At 65.7% G+C, this 20987-nt stretch carries 18 protein-coding genes and 1 tRNA gene; 7 read left to right on the top strand and 12 right to left on the bottom strand.

Features of this window, described 5'->3' with window-relative positions:
* Positions 1-50: 50 nt before the first annotated feature.
* The 5 genes from LNV23_RS01270 to LNV23_RS01290 form a co-directional block, all read right to left on the bottom strand.
* A complete protein-coding gene (locus tag LNV23_RS01270; RefSeq protein WP_263561280.1) occupies positions 51-998 on the bottom strand; it encodes a porin in 948 nt (315 codons plus the stop codon).
* Between the two features lie 167 nt (positions 999-1165).
* On the bottom strand, positions 1166-1810 hold the full coding sequence (locus LNV23_RS01275) for a histidine phosphatase family protein (RefSeq protein ID WP_263561281.1): 645 nt from the start codon (positions 1808-1810) through the stop codon (positions 1166-1168).
* A 4-nt stretch (positions 1811-1814) separates the two neighbouring features.
* A complete protein-coding gene (locus LNV23_RS01280) occupies positions 1815-2138 on the bottom strand; it encodes a DUF1840 domain-containing protein (RefSeq protein ID WP_263561282.1) in 324 nt (107 codons plus the stop codon).
* A 73-nt stretch (positions 2139-2211) separates the two neighbouring features.
* Positions 2212-4344, bottom strand: a complete 2133-nt coding sequence (locus tag LNV23_RS01285) for a putative bifunctional diguanylate cyclase/phosphodiesterase (RefSeq protein WP_263561283.1) — start codon at positions 4342-4344, stop codon at positions 2212-2214.
* The gene (locus LNV23_RS01290; protein ID WP_263561284.1) at positions 4341-5621 is read right to left on the bottom strand and encodes a cyclic di-GMP phosphodiesterase; all 1281 of its coding nucleotides are present in this window, start codon (positions 5619-5621) and stop codon (positions 4341-4343) included. The genes LNV23_RS01285 and LNV23_RS01290 overlap by 4 nt, the downstream gene beginning before the upstream one ends.
* A 312-nt stretch (positions 5622-5933) precedes the next feature.
* On the opposite strand from LNV23_RS01290, the gene pcaF reads away from it, so the two are divergent.
* Positions 5934-7136, top strand: coding sequence for a 3-oxoadipyl-CoA thiolase (gene pcaF / locus LNV23_RS01295; protein ID WP_263561285.1), 1203 nt, complete (start codon positions 5934-5936; stop codon positions 7134-7136).
* A gap of 597 nt (positions 7137-7733) precedes the next feature.
* A complete protein-coding gene (locus LNV23_RS01300) occupies positions 7734-8615 on the top strand; it encodes an IclR family transcriptional regulator domain-containing protein (RefSeq protein WP_263561286.1) in 882 nt (293 codons plus the stop codon).
* 82 nt (positions 8616-8697) lie between these two features.
* Here the strand turns inward: LNV23_RS01300 and LNV23_RS01305 are convergent, their stop codons facing one another.
* Entirely contained in the window at positions 8698-10227 is a 1530-nt protein-coding gene (locus LNV23_RS01305) for a 3-hydroxyacyl-CoA dehydrogenase (RefSeq protein ID WP_263561287.1), read from the bottom strand.
* On the bottom strand, positions 10227-11039 hold the full coding sequence (locus tag LNV23_RS01310; RefSeq protein ID WP_263561288.1) for an enoyl-CoA hydratase-related protein: 813 nt from the start codon (positions 11037-11039) through the stop codon (positions 10227-10229). The genes LNV23_RS01305 and LNV23_RS01310 overlap by 1 nt, the downstream gene beginning before the upstream one ends.
* Positions 11040-11117: 78 nt before the next feature.
* On the opposite strand from LNV23_RS01310, the gene LNV23_RS01315 reads away from it, so the two are divergent.
* Genes LNV23_RS01315 through LNV23_RS01325 form a run of 3 tightly spaced genes read left to right on the top strand, consistent with a single transcriptional unit; the run spans position 11118 to position 12540 of the window.
* Positions 11118-11303 (top strand): hypothetical protein, encoded by a 186-nt coding sequence (locus LNV23_RS01315; RefSeq protein ID WP_263561289.1) that lies wholly within the window; start codon positions 11118-11120, stop codon positions 11301-11303.
* Positions 11300-12196 carry a transporter substrate-binding domain-containing protein gene (locus tag LNV23_RS01320; protein WP_263561290.1) on the top strand — a complete coding sequence of 299 codons (897 nt, stop codon included), beginning with the start codon at positions 11300-11302 and terminating at the stop codon, positions 12194-12196. The genes LNV23_RS01315 and LNV23_RS01320 overlap by 4 nt, the downstream gene beginning before the upstream one ends.
* Positions 12197-12249: 53 nt before the next feature.
* Complete coding sequence (locus LNV23_RS01325; protein WP_263561291.1) at positions 12250-12540, top strand: antibiotic biosynthesis monooxygenase family protein; 291 nt, start codon at positions 12250-12252, stop codon at positions 12538-12540.
* 154 nt (positions 12541-12694) lie between these two features.
* Here the strand turns inward: LNV23_RS01325 and LNV23_RS01330 are convergent, their stop codons facing one another.
* Positions 12695-13069 carry an HU family DNA-binding protein gene (locus LNV23_RS01330; RefSeq protein WP_263516537.1) on the bottom strand — a complete coding sequence of 125 codons (375 nt, stop codon included), beginning with the start codon at positions 13067-13069 and terminating at the stop codon, positions 12695-12697.
* A 270-nt stretch (positions 13070-13339) separates the two neighbouring features.
* Here LNV23_RS01330 and LNV23_RS01335 point away from each other — a divergent pair, with 270 nt between their 5' ends.
* Positions 13340-15418 (top strand): putative bifunctional diguanylate cyclase/phosphodiesterase, encoded by a 2079-nt coding sequence (locus tag LNV23_RS01335; protein ID WP_263561292.1) that lies wholly within the window; start codon positions 13340-13342, stop codon positions 15416-15418.
* A gap of 65 nt (positions 15419-15483) precedes the next feature.
* On the opposite strand, the gene LNV23_RS01340 is transcribed toward LNV23_RS01335, so the two are convergent.
* A tRNA-Leu gene (locus LNV23_RS01340) sits at positions 15484-15568 on the bottom strand.
* 84 nt (positions 15569-15652) lie between these two features.
* Complete coding sequence (locus LNV23_RS01345) at positions 15653-17068, bottom strand: pyridoxal phosphate-dependent decarboxylase family protein (RefSeq protein WP_263561293.1); 1416 nt, start codon at positions 17066-17068, stop codon at positions 15653-15655.
* Positions 17069-17141: 73 nt separating this feature from the next.
* On the opposite strand from LNV23_RS01345, the gene LNV23_RS01350 reads away from it, so the two are divergent.
* Positions 17142-18548, top strand: coding sequence for an aminotransferase-like domain-containing protein (locus LNV23_RS01350; protein ID WP_263561294.1), 1407 nt, complete (start codon positions 17142-17144; stop codon positions 18546-18548).
* On the opposite strand, the gene LNV23_RS01355 is transcribed toward LNV23_RS01350, so the two are convergent.
* Complete coding sequence (locus LNV23_RS01355; protein WP_263561295.1) at positions 18484-19950, bottom strand: FAD-binding oxidoreductase; 1467 nt, start codon at positions 19948-19950, stop codon at positions 18484-18486. The two genes, LNV23_RS01350 and LNV23_RS01355, sit on opposite strands and share 65 nt — an antisense overlap.
* A 5-nt stretch (positions 19951-19955) precedes the next feature.
* Positions 19956-20966, bottom strand: a complete 1011-nt coding sequence (locus LNV23_RS01360; protein ID WP_411910531.1) for a 2-oxoadipate dioxygenase/decarboxylase family protein — start codon at positions 20964-20966, stop codon at positions 19956-19958.
* Positions 20967-20987: the final 21 nt, after the last annotated feature.

The following is a 20987-nucleotide window of genomic DNA, read 5'->3' on the forward strand; positions in this document are numbered from 1 at the left end:
CCATGAAAAAAGCGACCCGAAGGTCGCTTTTTGCTTGTGATCGAGGTCGATCAGAAGTTGTGGCGGATACCAGCGGCCAGCGAGCTGAAGTCGTTCACGCTCTTGGCTTGGGTGCTGTCCACAGCCGTGTAGTAGCCATACACCTTGGTACGCTTGCTCAGGTTGTAGTTGTAGCCCAAGGTGTACTGCTTGCCACCGTTCTTGCCACCGTTGAAGGAGTCGCCACCGGCCTTGGTGCCGCCAACGTTCAGGTGGAATTCCGAAGCGCCCATGACGTACATGGCCGAAACGCGAGCGATGGTGCGGGTGGAGTTCTTGGCAGCGCCATTGTCTTCACGCTGGACGTAGGCGCCCAGGATGACCGAACCCAGCTCGTACAGACCGCGCACGGCGAATTGCTTGGCATCGCCTTGCTTGCTGAAGCCAGCACCCAGGTGCAGAGGACCCTGGTCGTAGTTACCGGACAGGTCCAGGCCGCGCTTGTCGCCAGCGGCGCCTTCGCCGGCGTGCACAGCGACTTCACCGGAGAAACCACCCACGGTGGGGGTGAAGTAGCCGACCTTGTTCTTGCTGGTGAAGCCAGCGCCGGAGTACAGCTTGTCTTCCGAAGAACCGGTGTCGTGGTTGTGGTTGCTGATGTAGTCAGCAGTCGCGAAGTACGAACCCGGGGTCCAACGGCCCAGACGCACGGCACCGAAAGCGCCGCTCAGCTGCACGGAGGACTCACGGCCCCAGAAGTCGCCGGAAGCGGCGCCGTTGTCAGAGTTCAGGCCGTGCTCCAAAGCGAAGCTGACCTTCAGGCCGCCGCCCAGATCTTCCGTGCCCTTGAAGCCCAGACGCGATGCATTGTTGGCGACGACGACCTTGCGGCCGGCTGCGCCTTCCTTCTGGCTCTCAACGGTGGTGTTGATACGGCCCCACAGGGTGACCGAGCTTTGGGCGAAAACAGCGGGAGCGGCCAGTGCTGCAATAGCAGCCACGAGTGCGATCTTTTTCATCGTATGCCTTATGTGAGTTGAATTTGTGCCGGGCTTAGCCACCCGGTCTTCTACGCAATGTGAGGGGAGTATAGAAGTCGACCGCGCAAGGAATCAGTCAGCGACGCGAAATTGCAACACTTCTCTGTTAAACCCTCTGCTGTGCGCTTCAGCACTTGTACCCACCGTCAGGCGATCTCGTCCTGCGCGGCCCCATCCAAGTGCGCGTCATCATTCCAGCCCACCAGGATGAAGCCTGCATCAGAGTAGAGCAGGCGGTTGATGGCCGCATTGCCCAGAGTCCAGGTGCGGGCCGCCTGCAAGGGTAGTCGGGTGGCGGCCCGGTAAAGGCAGTCGAGCACGCCACCATGCGTGACCAGAACCACGGTCTGCCCTGCGTGTCGTGTCAGCAGGCGCTCTGTGGCCGCCACACTGCGGGCATAGAAGTCGGTCAGTGTTTCACCGCCGGCAGCACCAAACTCAGGATCTCGGCGGCGCCAGCGCTCACTCTGCTCGGGCCAACGTTCGGCAATTTCCGACCAAGTCTGCCCTTCGAAGATGCCGAACTGGCGCTCACGCAGACCCGGATCCAGTTGCAAGGCCTGCCCGGCCCCTTCCGCCAGGGCCATGGCGGTCTGACGGGCTCGCCCCAGATCACTGCTATAGACCGCATCAATACGCTCACCAGCCAAAGCGGCAGCCAGCCGTCGGGCTTGCGCCTCGCCAACGGCGTTCAGGGGCACATCGAGTTGCCCCTGGATGCGCTTGTCGCGATTCCAGGCGGTTTCACCATGGCGTATGGCAAGAACGCGGGTGCTGTTGTCGAGCGGCATGGGCTCAGACGCCCCAGACCACATCGGCCTCGGCCCGCTGGGCGTGGCCGATCAGCTCTAGCAAAGGCCAGACGCGTTGACGCAGGCTGATGCCTTCGCGCCGCGGCGGCGGCTCGCCAGCCGCAGAGGCCTCGGCTTGCAGCTGGGCAAAAGCGGCTTCGTCCTCGGCCACGGCCCGCTCCAGTGCGGCACTGGCTTCAGGCAGCTGCGCGCCGCGCAGCAATCCTGGGCCGGCCGTTTCACGGCTCAGCAGGCGCAGGATTTGCTCACCCTGGGGCTGGAGCATGATGACGTCGGCACCAGCTTTGGATTTGAATCGATAGATCATGGCGGACATCCTCCCCGAGATCGCTGTTGGACACGCCGCATTGTGGGCCTAAGCCCAGGGCACATCTGGCGATTCAGATCAGCAGGCCACCCATCAAACGCATGCCCACACCTGGTGGATTGGGGCCGCCGCGCCGCCAGACTCGCTCCTCGAACTCCTGCGGCCCCAGAGCGGGCGCGTACAGATAGCCCTGGAACTCATCGCAGCCGGCGCGCAGCAGAAAGTCGCGCTGCGCCTCGGTCTCCACCCCTTCGGCAATGACGTGCAGGCGCAAGGCCTGGCCCATCTGGATGATGGCATTGACGATGCCGGCATCGCTGGCATCGGCGGGCAGGCCGGTGACAAAGCTGCGGTCGATTTTGAGCCGTTGAATCGGAAAGCGCTTGAGGTAGCCCAGACTCGAATAGCCGGTGCCGAAGTCGTCGATGGACATGCCGACGCCGAGCGCAGCCAGTGACTGGAGCCGGCGAAGCGCTTCCTCGGCATCGCGCAACAGGATGGACTCGGTCAGTTCGAGTTCCAGCAAGCCAGGCGGCAAGCCCGAGGCGCGCAAAGCATGGGCCACCGTATCAGCAAACTGGCTTTGTTGAAACTGCAGGGCCGAAACGTTGACGGCCACCGGCATGCGCCAACCCTGGCGCAGCCAACGCGCGGCCTGCTCCACGGCCTGATGCAAGACCCACTCGCCAATGGCGACGATGAAGCCGCTTTCTTCGGCCACCGGGATGAACTCCGACGGCGAAATCTCGCCACGCAAGGGATCGCGCCAGCGGATCAGCGCCTCGGCCCCAATCACCTGGCCATTGGCCAGATTGATCTGTGGCTGGTAGTGCAGCCGGAACTGCCCCTCCTGCAAGGCTTGCCGCATGGCATGGTCCAGGCGCATGCGCGACAGCAGGTCCACGTCCTTGCGAGGCTGGTGGAAGTGGAAGGCGGCGCGACCGCTCTCCTTGACCCAGTGCATGGCCTGCTCGGCACTGCCCAGCAACTCGTCGGCGCTGCCGCCATCGCCCGGAAACAGAGCGATGCCGGTGCTGCACGTGACGGTGAAGCTCAAGGTGTCGAAGCAAAAAGGTCGCGCCATGGCTTCCTGCACGCGCCGGGCCGCATTCTCGGCACCGCGGGCATCGGCCTGATGAATCAGCAGCGCAAACTCATCGGCGCCCAGTCGGGCCACCAGATCTACCTCGCGCAAGCAGGCTTTCAGGCGTTCCGCCACCTCGCGCAATACACGGTCGCCATACGAGTGGCCGAGCGTGTCATTGATCTGCTTGAAGCGATCCAGATCGACATTGAGCAGCGCAAACGGCGCGCTTTCGCGTTTGGCCATGGCCTGGGCATGATCGATGCGTTCGGCCAGGGCGCGCCGGTTGGGCAGGCCGGTCAACATATCGGAATGCGCGAGCTCCTCGATGCGCTGGCTGGCGGCCAGCTTTTCACTGAGGTCGCGGTAGGAATAGACACGCCCGATCGGCCGACCGCGGCTGAACTGCGGCAGCGACACCCGCTCCAGCACACGGCCATCGAGCAGGCTGATGACATCGCTGCTCTGCAGCAGAGCAGCGTCCTGGATGGCTGCTTGGCGCGCCATATAGGCCGCCCCGTCGACCACGCTGCGCCGCATCCAGGTTTGCACGGCCTCGTCATTGCGCTCGCGCAAGAGGTCCGGCGGGATCCCCCAGAGCGAGGCAAAGCGGCGATTGAAGGAACGTATGCGTCCTGCCAGGTCGACCACGAGAATGCCATCGGCCGTCGATTCCAATGTAGCCTGAAGCTCGGCCACCAAAGCCTCGCGCTCTTCCTCGGCCTGACGCTGCGGCGTCTGATCCCGCACCGAGACCAACCAGAATCCACCGCCTGACGCGGCCGCATCGCGGATGAAGCTGATGCGTCGAGTCACCCAAAGCATCTGGCCATCGGCATGGCGCAGCAAGGTATCCGAGAGCAGCTGAGCGCTGTTGTCCTGCGCTGCCTCTTGCCAGAACAGAAGGTCCTCGGGCGTGCTGGCCAGGGACTCCACGCTTTGCCCGACCCACTGCCCAGCGCTCGATCCGAGCAAGGCCACGGCGCCCGCATTCACCGCAAGGATGCGGCGGCTGCCCCCATCGACCAGCCACGCGGCCTCCAGCATGCCCTCGAGGAGGGCGGCTTGGGCGAGCGGGGCGGCGGTCGGAGAGGAGGGAAGCTGCAGGCTGACCAGGGTCACGCCGCCAGCTCCGAGCTGCCGAGTCCCTGGACGGGCTCGAAGAAATAGGCCACGCGGGTGCGCGGACTCAGATATTCCAGCGAGGCGCGCGGCAGATGCTGCGGCTTCAGGCTACGCCGTATGCCCAGGTCGGCATGCTGCTCCAGGTTCAGAACCAAGGCCTCTTCCCGCGGCACGCGCGGGTCATGAACCATGACCTTGGGCTTGAGTGGTCGCGAAGAGTTGACCGCCACCACCAAGGCGAAACGATCATCGGTCAGCTGCACCGTCGAGCCCGGCGGATAGACGCCCATCATGCGGATGAAAGCATTGAGCATGGTGGCGTCAAAACGATTGCGCCCTTGCGCAAACATCAAGGACAAGCCTTCATGCGGCGTCATCGCCTTGGAGGCCAGCAAGGGGTTGCACAGGCCGTCGAAGCGGTTGACCAAGGAGACGATGCGGGCGCCAGCACTCATGCGATCGACATTGATGCGCTGCGGAAAGCCGCTGCCATCGGCGTTCTCGTGGTGCTGAGCGATCACCAGCAGCGGCCCGGTCGACAGCCCCATACTCTGCGCCAAGGCCACCCCTTTGGCCACATGGTCCTGATAGCCCTGAAGCTCAGCGGCGGTGAAGCTGTCGTCACGGTGACGCAGGCGTGCCAGCACCTCGGTCTTGCCGATGTCGTGCAGCAGCGCACCCACGCCCAGGTCCATCATCTCTTCGCGCCCCAGCCCGAAGGCTCGGCCGAGCAGCAGCGAAATGATCGAGACATTGAGCGCATGTGCAGTGCCGCGGTCGCCGGCACCCTCGTTGAGCAGGCGGATATTGAGATCGCCCTCCACCAACATCTTGTCCAGCAAGGCGGCGGTCAGGGCGGTAGCCTGGTCTCGGGAATTGCGGGGATGCGTCGCCAGTTGCTCCATCACGCCGCGAAAGGCACCGGCCGCCTCGGCGTACTGGCGCTCACACAGGCTCAGCGCAGCGCGCTGCGCCTCCAGGGACTTGCGATGGGCCTCGCGAGCCAGTTCTTCGGCCGACAGCTGCGCGGGCAGGGTCACCACCACCGGCTCGGTGGGCAGGGGAACAGCCTCGGCCTGCAACTCGCTCTTGCCCGGACTCCAGCGCACCTGCGTCAGCCCAAGGCGTCGCAGGATCAGCAATTGATCCTCGGAACTCAGCTTGAAACTGCTGAGCGGAAAGGGATGCGACATCCAGCCCAGATCCAGGTGGATGAACATCCCCACCTTGAGCTGGCCCACATCGATCAAAGGATCGGCAGTTGTGTCCTTCATATTCTTCCTACGCCTTTTTTTTGCGGCGCCCTCTGGCTGAGCTTCGGCCACGCTGCGGCCAAACTTGAGCCCTTCTGCGAGTATTGCCGATGGAAGCTGACTGCCCGCCGAATCACGTGCAAATTGTCACGCCGTCAAGCGCTTGAACAAGACCTTGCACGCCGGGATTGTTCATCAAATGAACCAATGTTCTAATTAAGAACCACATCCCTCTCGACCTACACACTGCCTGACTGATATCGGCGCTCCGCGGCGCAGCTGCAGCCGGGCACGGTGCAAAGGTAGTTTTACCTTCTCGCTGGAGCCAGAGCCATGAGCCACGCCTACATCTGCGACGCGATCCGCACACCTTTCGGCCGCTACGGCGGCGCCCTCGCGTCCTTGCGCGCTGACGATCTGGGTGCGATTCCGCTGCGCGCCTTGATGTCGAGACACCCCCAGCTGGACTGGGAGGCCATTGACGATGTGTTCTATGGATGCGCCAACCAAGCCGGCGAGGACAACCGCAATGTCGCGCGCATGTCAGCCCTGCTGGCCGGCCTGCCGGTCGGCGTCGCTGGCATGACGCTGAACCGCCTCTGCGGTTCGGGCCTCGACGCGGTCGGCTCGGCGGCACGCGCCATCCGAGCCGGTGAAGCCGAACTGATGCTGGCCGGCGGCGTTGAGAGCATGAGCCGGGCGCCTTTTGTCATGCCCAAGGCCGAAAGCGCCTTTGCCCGCAGCAATGCCATCTATGACACCACCATCGGTTGGCGTTTCATCAACCCATTGATGAAGGCGCAGTACGGCGTGGACTCCATGCCGGAAACAGCAGAAAACGTGGCCAGCGACTTCGGCATCTCACGCGCCGACCAAGACCGAATGGCCCTGGCCAGCCAAGAGAAAGCCGTGGCGGCGCAGCGAGCCGGCTTTTTCGCCAACGAAATCGTAGCCGTGAGCCTGGCGCAGAAAAAGGGCGAGCCCATCGTCGTGGACCAAGATGAGCATCCGCGCGCCACCAGCCTCGAGGCCCTGGCGCGACTCAAGCCCATCGTACGGCCCGATGGCACGATCACGGCCGGCAACGCCTCGGGCGTCAATGATGGTGCCTGCGCTCTGCTGCTGGCCAGCGAAGGCGCCGCCGCGCGCCATGGCCTGACGCCGCGGGCCCGCGTGCTTGGCATGGCCACCGCCGGCGTGCCACCGCGCATCATGGGCATAGGCCCAGCACCGGCCACACTCAAAGTACTGACTCAGACCGGCCTGAGCCTCGCGCAGATGGACGTGATCGAACTGAATGAAGCATTCGCCGCCCAGGGCCTGGCCGTGCTGCGCCAGCTGGGGCTGGCCGATGATGACGCTCGCGTCAACCCAAACGGTGGAGCCATTGCACTGGGTCACCCGCTCGGCGCCAGCGGCGCACGCCTGCTGACCACGGCGGTCAACCAACTGGAGCGCAACGGCGGTCGCTACGCTTTGTGCACCATGTGCATCGGCGTCGGTCAGGGCATCGCGGTGGTGATCGAGCGAGTCTGAGCACGGCGGCACAAAGCTAAGAAAGGGAAAGTTTCTCGATTGAAAACCGCGTCAATCGCAATTTTCCCGCTCAAACAAAAGCCAACACACCAAGCAATTGCACCAAGAACGCCAGATTGGAACTTTCGGGGCAGCCTCACAAGACCTCCGCATGTCTTTTGGCATGGACTGATGTGCATGGGATACTGATTTCAATTCACCGAGCGGACATCACGCGAGGAACTTGCTCTGAGGGGGGCAAGACCGGGGCCAAACACCCGAAGTGATGTGCGCTGAGGCCATAGATTTCAGCTTTCGTCTTTCTCTTCTTTCACTCTCGCCGGACCTCCAAGCGCCGATTTCGCCGCACTCATCGACTTGTTTTTGTCTGCCAGCGCAAATGCGAAGCATTCGCTGGTAGAAAATGCGTGCTGCAGCAGGCCATGGCTGCACCGCGTGTGTGTCTGCCCCGATCGGGCAGCCTTGCAAGACGGTGAGCGCGCCGGCTCGACGCCAGTGCCTGAACCGGAACGCGGTGCCCGGCGGCAGTGAAATTTTTGATTGTTCTTGAATCCTGAAACGCGCTCTGAGCCTTGAGGGCGCACAACACACATCATCATGTCTGCTGCCCGCGCATTTGAAGACCTGTCCGCCCTGGCGCTCACAGCGCCTGCCGAACCCGCCCTCGACAAGGGTGGCTTGAGCTCCAGCACCCAGAAGCCAGAAGCTGCCGCCGCGAACGAAGGTCCGCTCAAGCGGGATCTCGTGGCCGGACTGGAAAAAGGCCTGGCCGTGATCGAAGCCTTCGATCAGGAGCGCCCCCGCCTGACCATCAGCGAAGTCGCCGGCCGCACGGGCCTGACCCGCGCCGCCGCACGCCGCTACCTGCTGACTCTGACCCATCTGGGCTTCGTCACCCAGGACCGCAAGATGTTTGCGCTATCGCCCAAGGTGCTGCGCCTGGGGCAAAGCTATATGCACTCGGCCCGCCTGCCGCGCATCGTCGAGCCCGAGCTGCACAAGCTGGCCTATGCGCTCAAGGAAGCCAGCTCGGCCGGCGTGCTGGATGGCGGCGACGTCATCTGCATCGCCGCCACCAGTGCAGGTCGTGTGGTCTCCCCTACGCTGCAGCCGGGCGCCCGCGTGCCGGCCTACTGTGCCGCCAACGGTCGCGTCATGCTGGCCGCCCTGCCGCAGGCCGAAGTGGACGACTGGATCGCCCGCCAGCAGCTGACCCCGCTGACGCCGCACACCATCACCCACCCGGAACGCCTGCGCATCGAGATCGCCCGCGCCCGCGCCCTTGGTTACGCCTGCATCGACCAGGAGCTGGAGCTGGGCCTGCGCACCGTGGCCGTGCCGCTGCGCAACTACCGCGGTGACGTGGTGGCGGCCATGAATATCAGCGTGCACGCTTCGCGCATGAGCATGGACCAGATGGTCGAGCATTGCCTGCCGCCGCTGCTGCAGGCGCAAGCCCATCTGCGCATGCTGCTCTGAAGCTCGCACTGCGCCCATGAAAAAAGCCACCTCGCCGAACCGGCGCGGTGGCTTTGTTTTTTGGCGCTGAAGCGACCGCAGCTCAGGCCCAGCGGCGTTGCTGCAGCAGCGGGCTGACCCGGTAGCGCTCACTGCGGTAGGCGGCGAACAAGGCGTCCAGCAACTCGACCACGCGCGCCGCGCCCAGCAGCGCCAGCCACTCGAAGGGACCGGCCGGGTAGTTGACACCCAGCTTCATCGCCAGATCGGCACCTTGCTCGTCGCAGACGCCCTGCCAGACGGCATCGCTGCCCTCGTTGACCAACATGGCCACGGTGCGTGCCACAGCCAGGCCCGGCACATCGCGCAGCTCGAGCAGCTCCCAGCCCAGCGCATGCCAGAGCTGACGCACCGCCTCGCGTGCCGGCGCAGAACAGCGCGGGCCAAAAGCGACGGCCAGGCCGTCGATACGATCGGGCGCCACCGGCCAGTCCATCACAGCCAATTCACCATAGCGGCGCTCATGAGCGAGCTGGGCGGCCGTGCGGCCATCACTGAGGTGCAGATGCATCTCGCCCAAGACCAGACCCGCCCAGTCGGCCGATTCGCCGCGACTGAAACTCAAGCCCCGATGACTGAACCAAGTCGCCAGCGCCTCGACCAGCGGGCCGCGCCCCACAAGACTGAGCGCCGGCAGAGCGACACTTCCCGGCGCAACCGGTACCGGCTGCGCCGGCGGGCCAGCATAGAAGCCCTTGCCGACCTTGCGGCCCAAACGGCCACCGTCCACCAAAGCTTTTTGCACCAGCGAGGGCTGGTAGCGCTTGTCGCCGAAATTGGCCTCGAACACCGATTGGGTGACCAAATAGTTGGTGTCGTGGCCAATCAGGTCCATCAACTCGCAAGGCCCCATGCGGAAGCCTGCACTGCGCAAGGCGCGGTCGATCAACTCGGGCGTTCCAGCCTGCTCTTGCAACAAGGCCAGGGTCTCGGCGTAGTAAGGCCGGGCGATGCGATTGACGATGAAGCCCGGCGTGCTCTTGGCGTGCACCGGCGTCTTGCCCCAGCTGCGCGCCAGCTGGGCGATCACCCCGGCTACACCGGCATCTGTCTCTGCGCCCCAGACCACCTCGACCAGCTTCATCAAGGGCACCGGGTTGAAGAAATGCATGCCGACCAAGCGCTGCGGGTGCTTCATGCCATTGGCCAGAGCGGTGACGCTGATGGACGAAGTGTTGGAGGCGATGATGGCGCCCTCGCCGAGCAAGCCGTCCAGCTCTTGCAGCAAGGCCTGCTTGGGCTCCAGCTTCTCAACAATGACCTCGATCACCAGGCTGGCATCCGCCAACTCGCTGGTGAGGCGGGCCGGCTGGATGCGGGCCATGATCTCGGCTCGCTCGGCCGCTTCCATGCGGCCCTTGTTGACCAGGCCGTCCAAGCCCTTGCCGATTTGGGCCAAGGCCGCAGCAGCTGCGCCTTCACGGACATCGAGCAAACGCACCGGATGACCGGCCTGGGCCGCCACCTGGGCAATGCCTGCGCCCATCACACCCGCGCCGACCACGCCGACCAGGGCATCGGCAGCCGGCAGCCGGGCGATCTGCCAAGCGCTGGAATTCAGCGAATCCGTCATCACACGCCCTCCTTGGCGGAATCATCGAGCGCCGGCACCCAGGCCGCCGGTCGTTTGGCGAGAAAGGCCGAAAACCCTTCGCGCGCCTCGTCGCCCAGGCGCACACGAGCGATGGTCTGCGCGGTCAGCTCGCGCACCTCGGCCGTCACCGGGCCCACCTCCAGCTGGGCAAACAGCTGCTTGATCTCGCCTTGCGCGCCGGGCCCGTTTTGCAGCAACTCGTGGATCCAGCGCGCCAGCGCCGCGTCGAGCTGATCGGCCTCGACCACCTCATGAACCAAGCCCAAACTTAAGGCCTCGGCAGCACCGATGCGACTGGCCGTCAAGGCCAGGCGCTTGGCCTGACGCGGGCCGACGGCATTGATCACGTAGGGGCCGATGACGGCCGGCAGGATGCCGAAGCGAGCCTCGCTGACGGCGAACTTGGCTTCGCTGCTGGCCACGGCGATGTCGCAGGCCGCGGCCAGGCCGACGCCACCGCCCAGGGCCAGGCCCTGGATGCGTGCGAGCACCGGTTTGGGGCAATGGGCGATTCGCTGCAACATGTCGGCGAACTTGCGCGCATCGGCCAAATTCCAGTCCTGGCTGGCCTCGGACGCTCGCTTCATCCACTGAATGTCGGCGCCGGCGCTGAAGGCCTTGCCGGCACCGACCAGCACAATCACGCGCACATGAGGGTCGGCCACCAGATGCTCAAAGGCCTGGGCCAGTTCGGCAATCATCAGCTCGTTGAAGGCGTTGAACACCTCGGGACGGTTCATGGTCAGATGCGCCACGCCGCGCCCATCGACCTCGATATGCAATGTCTCCACGGAAGAATGCTCCTTGTTGTGCGGCAAGTATCGCAGCGCAGAGGCACCGGGCTGGAGGCTTGGCGGCACAATCACCCCATGTTCGCGCCCTTCCTCCAGCCCCGGCAATTGCAGGGCGAAGCGTTGCAGATCGAAGCCATCGCGCGCCTGCAAGCCGACACCGTGCTTTTCGCCCTGCCCAGCTTTAGCCAGGCGCCGCAGTGCGAGCAGCCTGAGGCCGACTCTGAGCACGCCCACGCGCTGTTTCAGCGCTGCCTGGCATGAGCCTGCCACGCCGTTCCTTGCTGAGCCTGCTGGGCGGCACCCTGCTCAGCCCACTCAGCCAGGCACAGGACGAGACGGTTCTGGTGGTGCGTCACGCATTGAGCCAAGGGCAGAACGCCAAGGTCTTGAGTTATGAGCAGACCGTGCTGCAACTGCTGCTGGACAAAACCGTGGCCAGTCACGGCCCCTACCGCCTGGAGGCGAGCGAGGTGGTGTCGCAGAACCGCGCGTTTTTGCAGATCCAGAGTGGCGAGATCGACTTGATCAGCGCCATGAGTTCGTCGACCCGCGAACGGCAAAGCCTACCGGTGCGCGTCTGCCTCTACCGCGGGCTGATGGGCGTGCGCCTACCGATTGCCTTGCGCAGCCGCATGGCCGAGCTGGACGCGGTGAGCAGCAACGCCCAAGCGCAGGCCTTGCGCATGGGTCAGGTGGCCGATTGGCCGGACACCCAGATCCTGGCCGCGGCCGGCTGGCGCCTGGAGCGACTGCCCAAGCTCGCCACCTTCCCGGAGATGCTGCGCCGCCAGCGCGTGGACCTGTTCGCCCTGGGCGCCACCGAGGTCTACCCAATCATTGACGCCCTGCCTGATTTGGGGGTGCTGGAACGCTGGCTGATTGCCTACCCGGCCGCCTTCTATTTCTTCGTCAGTCCGCAGAAACCGATCTTGGCCGAGCGGCTTCGCAAAGGCTGGGAGCTGGTACTGGCCGATGGCAGCTTTCTGGCCCTGTTCGAACGCACGGTGGGCGCGCAACTCACGCGGGCCCGCCTGGCCGAGCGGCTTTGGTTGCGCGTGCCCAACCCCGATCTGCCGCCCGAAACCCCGCTGCAGGACAGCCGCCTCTGGCACCCTCTGGTGCGCAGCCGCCTGCATCAAGCGGACGGGCACTGATCCGAGCCCCGTCTTCATCCCTGACCTTTCCCTTGCCCACGAAGGAAGCCCGCATGATTCTTGAAGTCGCCGACATCCGCATACAGCCCGGCCAGCAGGCCGATTTCGAAGCTGCCATTCAGCACGGCATCGCCAGCGTCATCAGCCAGGCCCAAGGCTTCATCAGCGCCCAGGTCCAACATGGCATCGAGTCGCCCGAACGCTATCTGCTGCAGATCCAATGGGCCACGTTGGAAGACCACACCGTGCATTTCCGAGGCAGCCCGCTGTTCCCCGCCTGGCGTGCCATCGTCGGGCCCTTCTTCGCGGAGCCGCCCAAGGTCGAGCACTTCGGCGCGATCTGAGGTTCCCCAGCCACAGCAGGGAATATTCACGGCGGCTCGCAGCAGATGCCATGAATCAAAAAAGCCGCTGACCCCGAACAGGGGCAGCGGCTTTTTCTTTCTTCCATCGTTCGCCACGAGCGCCAGTCGGCGCTCATCGCTCAGACGGCAAGAATTACTTCTTGGCCTTCTTGGCAGCCGGCTTGGCAGCGGGCTTGGCGGCAGCAGCCTTGGCCGGAGCCGCAGCGGTCTTGGCAGCCTTGCGAGCCGCAGCCTTGGGGTCCACGGCGGCCTTGAAGCCAGCGCCCGGAGTGAACTTGGGCAGCTTGGCAGCGGCGATCTTGATCTTGTCGCCGGTGCTGGGGTTCACGCCGGTGCGGGCTGCGCGGGCGTGTTGCTTGAAGGAACCGAAGCCGGGGATAGACACAGCGCCACCCTTCTTGACGGTGGTGACCACAGCGTCCAGCAGGGTTTCCAGGATGCGGCCGGCTTCGGCCTTGGTCAGTTCGTGCTTGCTGGCCAGGTGTTCGATCAGTTCGGTTTTGTTCATTCCAGAATCTCGTCTCAGGTAGTTGCCCGACCATCTCGGGCGGGCCTATTTTCTACGAATCCGCGACAAGCCCGATGACTGCTTGCAAAAAGCTGGCTCTGCAGGTTCAATCAATGCAGTCATCGCAGTCCGGCGCCGCTCCGCTCTGGCAGTCGCGCCGTCCACTTTGAGCGTTTGAAGGCGGCCATGGCGCGACGCTCTCAACCGCTTGTTAGTCCCCGCAGCCTTGTTTCGATGCCGCAAGAGAACGCGACGCCCCGACAACCACTCTTGAGTGGACATGCGCCAGAGCCGGCCAGCAGCGCCCTGCTGCAAGCCTTGCCGCAGCAGCTGTGGCTGCTCGATGCCAGCCTGCAGCCCAGCCTCGCGTCGCCCTCTCTGCTGGACTTCCTGGGATTGAGCCTGCATGAGCTGCAAACCCTGGGTTGGCGCCAGATCATCCATCCCCTCGACCGCCTTGAGTTCGACCTGCGCTGGCAGCAGGCCTTGCTCTGCGGCCGCTTCGAGATGGACTACCGCCTGCGCGACGCAGAAGGCCGCTACCGCTGGCAACTGGCCCTGGCCCAGGCCCTGCCCTCGCAAGCCGGTCAGCCATTGCGCCTGCTCGGCACCCACACCGACATCAGCGCCCGCAAGGAAGCCGAGGCGCGCCTGCGCGAGGCCGACGAGCTCTGGAAGCTGGCCTTGGAAAGCGTCGGAGACGGCGTCTGGGATTGGTACATCCAGGAGGACGTCGAGATCTATTCGGCGCGCATCCTGCAGATGTACGGCTTCGCGGAAAGCGAGATCAAGCCCAGCCCGAGCGAGCTCGACGCGCGCACCCACCCCGAGGACCGGGCGCAGATGGAGCTGGACCGCGCCGCTCATTTTGCGGGTCAGGTGCCCATCTACAGCAACGAACACCGCGTGCTGTGCAAGGACGGCAGCTGGAAGTGGATCCACAGCCGTGGCATGGTGATCAGCCGCGACGCCCAGGGCCGGCCGCTGCGCATGGTGGGCACGCACACCGACATCACCCAGCGCAAGCAAGCCGAAGCGCTGATCTGGCACCAGGCGCATTTCGACGCCCTGACTGGCCTGCCCAACCGACGCACCCTGCGCGATCGCCTGGAGCTGCTGCTGATGGCGGCGGAGCGCGAAGGTGGGCGCCTCGCCCTGCTCTTCATCGACCTGGACCATTTCAAGGAAGTCAACGACACCCTGGGTCACGATATGGGCGACGCCCTGCTCCTGCAGGCCGCCGAGCGGATACGCGCCTGCGTGCGACCACAGGAGACCGTGGCCCGCATGGGCGGCGACGAGTTCACGGTCGTGCTCTCAGATTTGACGGACAGCGCCGAGGCCGAAGCCGTGGCGCAAAAAATCATTCTGGCCATGGCGGCCGCCTTCCATCTGCATGAAGAACGGGTGTTCGTCTCGGCCAGTATCGGCATCAGTGTGTTCCCCGACGATGGCCGACAGATCGAAGAACTGTTCAAGCATGCCGATCAAGCGCTCTATGTGGCCAAGGGCGCCGGGCGCAACCGACTGGGGCATTTCACGCCCGACCTGCAGCAGGCGGCGCTGCTGCGCATGCGCCTGAGCAATGACTTGCGCGAAGCCCTGCCGCAGGGGCAGCTGAGCTTGGAGTACCAGGCCATCGTGGCCATGGGCAGCCGCGTCATCTGTAAAGCCGAGGCTTTGCTGCGCTGGACCCACCCGAGCCGCGGCCGGATCGGGCCGGACCTGTTCATCCCCTTGGCTGAAAGCAGCGGTCTGATCATCGAGATCGGCGAATGGGTGTTCCAGCAAGCCGCACGCCAGGTCCTGGACTGGCGCCAGCGTCTGCATCCCGGCCTGCAAATCAGCATCAACAAAAGCCCGGTGCAGTTCCGCCACCAGCAAGGCCAGGCCGACCACGACCAGTGGGTGGCCACCGCGCAAGAGCTGGGCCTGGCGGACGGCGCACTGGCGATCGAGATCACCGAGGGACTGCTGCTCGAGGGCGACAGCGAGGTCAACCGCCAGCTGGAAACCTTGCGCCAGGGCGGCTTCCTGGTCTCGCTGGACGACTTCGGCACCGGCTTCTCGTCGCTGTCCTACCTGCATCAGTACGCGATCGACCTGCTCAAGATCGACCAGCGCTTCGTGCGAAATCTGCGCCCTGGCACCAAGGACCTGGCCTTGTGCAAGGCCATCATCACCATGGCGCATGAGCTGGGCCTGCAGGTGGTGGCCGAAGGCGTGGAAACCCAGGAGCAGTACGAGCTGCTGCGCAGCGCCGGCTGCGACTACGGCCAGGGCTATCTGTTCGCCCGCCCGCTGCCGGTCGAAGCGTTCGAGCAGCTGCTGCGCCAGGGCAAGGCCTGAGCTTCCACAAAAAGGCATCGCGCAATGACAAAAGGCCAGCACTTTCGTGCTGGCCTTTTTCAATTTGGTGCCCAGGAGAGGACTCGAACCTCCACGGAGTTACCCGCTAGTACCTGAAACTAGTGCGTCTACCAATTCCGCCACCTGGGCTTTTCTTCACTGCCGCAACAGCGAAGACCGCTAGTATAGCCTTAATTTCCTGGCTTGCAAGGACTAATTGAAAAAACTTGGGGCTCAGGTGCTCTGCACCAGCGCCAGCAAGGCGGCATGAACGCGCCGCACATCGCTGGCCTCGCTGCGCCAGTTGCTGAACGCCGCGCGTACGGCCCAGCGGCCACGGAAGCAGGTCGGCGTCAGAAAGGCTTCGCCGCTGTCGCGCAGTCGTTCCAGAAAGCGCTGCACGCTGGCGGCGTCCGTGCAGCCTGCCACGGCAAAGCAGACGATGTTGAGCCGAACCGGCGCCAGCAGCTCGAAGGCGGGGCCGCCGTCGGGCCCGGGGGTCAGGTCTTGCTGCAACAGTTCGCCGAGCAGGCGGGCGCAGTCGATATTGCGCCGCACGATCTCGGCCTGGCCGGCGCGGCCATAGGCCTGCACAGCAAACCAGGCCGGCAAGGCGCGCCAGCGGCGCGAGTTCTCGGGCGTCAGATGGACGAAATCGGGGCGCTCGCCGATCTCTCCCAGATAGGCCGCCGAGTTCTGGAACACACGCAGCTGCAAGGCCCGATGCCGGCTGAACTGCAAGGCGCTGTCATAGGGCACGTTCAGCCATTTGTGGCAGTCGATGCACACCGAGTCGGCGCCGTCCAAACCCTGGACCTGATCGGCCACCCGCTCATCGAGGGCCGCAAAGGCACCGAAAGCGGCATCAATATGGAGCCAGAAGGGGTAGCGTGCGCGCAAGGCCAGCAGGGCCGGCAGCGCGTCGAAATCACCGCTGTTGACCGTGCCGGCATTGGCCACCACGATCACCGGCGCGCCGGCCTGCGCTTGCAAGGCCAGCTCCAGCGCCTGCGGGTCGATCGCATCACGGCCCGGCAAGGTCGCCACCTGTTGGACCGCATTCCGCCCCAGGCCGAGCATGGACAAGGCCTTGTGGATGCTGGAATGCCCAGCGCCGGACAGGACCGCCACAGGACCCAGCGCGGCCGCGCCGGCCTCGCTGACGCGCACACCGCGCTGCTCGCCCAGCCATTCGCGCGCCAGGGCCAAGCCGACAAAATTGGACATGGTCGCGCCCGAGACGAAGGCGCCCTCATGCGCTTCGCTGAGGCCAAACCAGGAACCCAGCTCGCGCACGGTCTGGCGCTCCAGCTCCGGTGCTTCGGAATCCCAGCCGGCGGTCGGATTCTGATCCAGAGCCGAGGTCAGCCAGTCGCCCATCAGGCTGGCCGGGGTGGCGCCACCGGTGACAAAGCCCAGATAGCGTGGCCCGGCGCTGGCGCTCAGGCGCGGCAGCCAACGTTGCTCGAACAGGCGCAAGGCCGCCTCGGCGCCACCTCCGGCGGCGCGCTCCAGCTCAGCCTGCGGAGTCTGCGGCTGCACAGCCACCGGCTGTGAGTCCAAGCCCTGCAGGCTCTGCAGCGCCGTCGCGCGCGTCTGCGCCAGCAACTCGGGCAGCGTATCCAAATCGTGTTTCAACAGCTCATGCATGGCAAGCTCCAGGTGATGCAAGCCGCCATGCTAGAGTCGATTGGACTGATTCAAGCAATCCAATTCAAACGCCGTGGACTGGCCCCTTCAACCTTCTCTTCTTGCAGCCTTGCGCGCGGCCCTGCAGCAATCGCCACGCTACGCCGCCCTGGCAACCACGCTGCAAGGCCTGATCCTGCAAGGCGAGTTGCTGCCCGGCGACCGCCTGCCCGCCGAGCGACGCCTGGCCGACCAGCTGGGTCTGAGCCGCAGCACGGTGGTGGCTGCCTATGCGCGCTTGGCCGAGGGCGGCTGGGTCAGCACACGACAGGGTCAGGGCAGCAGCGTCTGCGCCGGCCCGCCCGGCCACGTCGCCAGCCGCAAGCGACGCGTGGCGCTGGGCAGCCCGGCTTTGCGCCGACTCAGCGGCAGCGAGCACGAGACCTGGATTGATTTCGCCCTGGCCACCGCCGTGCCCGATCTGGCCTGGCTGCAGCCCAGCGCCGCCGCCGCCAGCCTGGTGCTGCGCGAGAGCGCCTACCAGCCCGAGGGCATGCTGGCCCTGCGCGAGCGCATCGCCGCGCGCTACAGCCGGCAGGGACTGGTGACGACGCCCGATCAGATCCTGGTCTGCGCCGGCGCGCAGCAAGCCATCAGCCTGGTCGCCCAGCAATACCTGGCGCCGGGCGACTCGGTGCTGATGGAAACACCCAACTACTTCGGCGCCATCGATGTGCTGCGCAGCTGCGGCGTGCATCTGGACGGCATCGCCGTGCAAGCCCAGGCCCGGCATGCGCCGGCCTTCATAGCCGCCCTGGCACAAAGCCGCCACAAGCTCGCCTATGTCTGCCCGGCCCTGCACAACCCCACGGGCCTGAGCTGGAGCCAGGCGGCCGTCGAGCGCCTGGCGCGCACGGCCGCCCAGGGCAGCTGCCTGCTGCTGGTGGACGACTCCCTGGCCGAGCTGCACTTCGAGGCCTGCCCCAGGCCGCTGCCGGCCGCAGCGGGCGCACCGGTCGTTCACATCGGCAGCCTGTCCAAGACGCTCTGGGCCGGCTTGCGCATCGGCTGGCTGCGGGCACCTGCGCCCATCATCGAGACCTTGCGGCGCGCCAAGGCCAATGCCGACATCGCCTGCAGCTCGCTCAGCGCCGCCCTGGCCTGCGATTTGCTCGACCGCTACGACAGCTTGCTCACGCTCCGGCGCAGCCAGTTGCAGGAGCAAGCCCGCCATCTGCACGCCTTGCTGCAAGAGCATCTGCCCGGCTGGCATGTGCGCCAGCCCGAAGGCGGCCTGTTTCTATGGGCCGGCCTGCCCGCGCAAGGCCGCGATGCCTCCGCCTGGGTCGAGACGGCCGCGGCCCTGCGCGTGCGCCTGAGCCCAGGGCCCGCCTTGTCCGTGGGCGCCGGACATGAGCGTCATCTGCGCCTGGCCTTCACCCAGGCGCCTGCCCTGGCTCGCGAGGGTGTGCTGCGTCTGGCGGCAAGCCTGGCGTGTTGATGGCAGCAGTGCCCCAATGGGTCAGGCCGAGCAGGGCCTGCGGGTCGAACAGGCGCTGCAAGCGGCCCGACCAATCGAGCAGGTTCGTCTCGCTGAGCTGCCAGTAGCTGTCCTGCAGCTGCGGGCCAATGCCATGCTCGGCACTGAAGCTGCCCTCGAATTGCTGCACCAGAGCGTAGACCCCGGCGCGCAAGCGCGCCTCATCCAGGGCCGGCGCACTCTGGGGCCAGACCAGGTTGAAATGCAGGCCGCCATCGCCCAGATGCCCGAAGTCAGCCAGCTCGGCGGCCGCGAAGTGCTCGGCCAACCAGGCGCGGCCGGCCTCACGGAAGGCCATGAAGTGGCGCCGCGGCAGCGACACGTCGAAGCCCAACACCTTGCCACGCGCGCGCAAGCCTTCGCTGATATGGTGACGCAAGGCCCAACAGGCGGCGTCGGCCCCGAGCACAGCGTCGCTGACCCGCTCGCCGAACTCGCCTTCCAGCCAAGTTTGCAGCAAGGCCTGCAGATCGAGCTGCTCGGCGCGCAGATCCGAGCTCAGCTCGACCAGCAGCGTGTACTCGGGCAGATCACCGCCGAACCAGCGCATGCGCTCCGTCCCCAGGTCGCCGCCACAGCTCAGCGCCGCCTCCATGGCCGGGCGCGACATGCCTTCGCAAGCACTGACCAGACTGCCCATCGCCGACATCAGGCCTTGGTACAGCGGCAGCACGGCTTCCAGGCTGCTCGGCGACACCAGGGCCACCGCCTGCTGACGCGGGCGGCTGGCGAGCTTGAAGACCGCTTCGCTGATCACGCCCAGGCTGCCGGAGGAGCCGATGAAAAGCTGCTGCAGCGGCAAGGCGGCATTGTCTTTTTGCAGGCCACGCCCCAGGCGCAAGACCTGACCCTCGGCCAGCACCACGGTCAGTCCCAGGGTGTTGGCGCGCACATCGCCGTAGCGCAGCATGCGCGTGCCGCCGGTGTTGTGCGCCAGCATGCCGCCGACGCTGGGGTCGGCGCTCAGGTCGATGGCCAGCATCAAATCATGCGCGGCCAGGCGCTCGTTGATCTCGCTGAGCCGGAAACCCGCCGAAACACGCAGCGTACGGTCCAGCAGGTCCAGCTCGAACACCTCGCGCAGGCGCTCGGTGGACAGCAAGAGATCGCGTTCAGCGTCCACCGGCGTGGCGGCTCGCACCAGGCCGGTGTGGGCGCCTTGCGGCAGCACACGCAGGCCATGGCGGGCAGCCAGGGGCAGCAGCTGGGCCAGCTCGGCCGTGCTGGCAGGTCGCGCCAAAGCAGCGGCCTGGCCCGGTGCATAACGCGCCGGTTCCAGATAGCGCGGCTCGATGGCGCTACCGGCGCTCACATGGGCGGCGCCGCAAATGCGCGCCGCGGCCAGGAGGAAATCAGCCGACATCGGACTCAGCAAGCCGAGACCGCGCCTTGCGCCGTCATCTTGAAGATGCCGGTGGCATTGCCGGCGTCGAAGGCCAGGTCGAGTTCGCTGCCCACCCGCGCCCGCTCGATGAACTCGTAGAAGGAGCCCGGCACGGTCAAAGCGATCAACTTTCCTTCGCTCAAGAACTGACGCTGCACCTGAGCGGCATGAAAGGCGGTCTGCTTGACCCGGCCCGAGCGCGAGACTTCGATCTTGGCCTTGACCGGCCGTCCCAGGGCACGCTGCGCCTCGGCCAGTGCCTCAAGGTCGGTGACGCGGTCGGTGGCATGGTTGAAAGCCGTGCCTTCGGTGGCGATCCAGGCCATCTCGGCCGACTCCTGCAGCAACAGCTGGTAGTCGCTCAAGCTGACCGGGCCATGCTGGCGGTCGAAGCAGGCGATCAAGCGCGGCAAGAGTGCCAAGGCAGCAGCCCAGGGCAAGGTCTGGTCGCGCGCCAGCTGCTCCAGCCAGGCCATGTCTTGCGGGCCCAGCGGATCGCGGGAACTGGCCAGCACGCGCGTCACCGCCGCCTGGAATTCGGCCGAGAAACGCTCGGGATGCAGCTCGGAGACAAAGAACTGGGCAATGTCTTCGGGCATGTCTTCGTGGCACCAGGCGCGGCCGCTCATCTTGAGCGCCGGCAGCGGGTAGTTGTCAGCCAGGGCAAAGCCCAGCGGGCGCAGCACCCGGGTGATGGCAGCTTCACCTGGGGGCAGCGCGCCACTGGGCCAGGCTACCGTGCGCAGCGCGCCATGGTCGAAGCACAGGCGCTGACCGCGGCCCTGCTGCTCGGCCACATAGTCAGCCGCGGCCGGCACACGGCGCGTGACGTCTCTGAACAGCGCCATATTGAGCGCCTGTGCCAGCTCAGCGCGCGAGACAAGCTCGCCCACGGGCCGCAGCAAGGCTGGCGCGACCTGCAACTGGGCAAAGGTTTCGGTGGCTGCGGCGGCGCCCAGGGCGCTGTCGAGCAGACGGTACAAGCCGGATTCCAGCATCATGAGGATCAATCTCCA

Origin of the sequence: Kinneretia sp. DJ1R-11, assembly GCF_025717595.1 — a bacterium.
Taxonomy (GTDB): Bacteria; Pseudomonadota; Gammaproteobacteria; order Burkholderiales; family Burkholderiaceae_C; genus Paucibacter_A.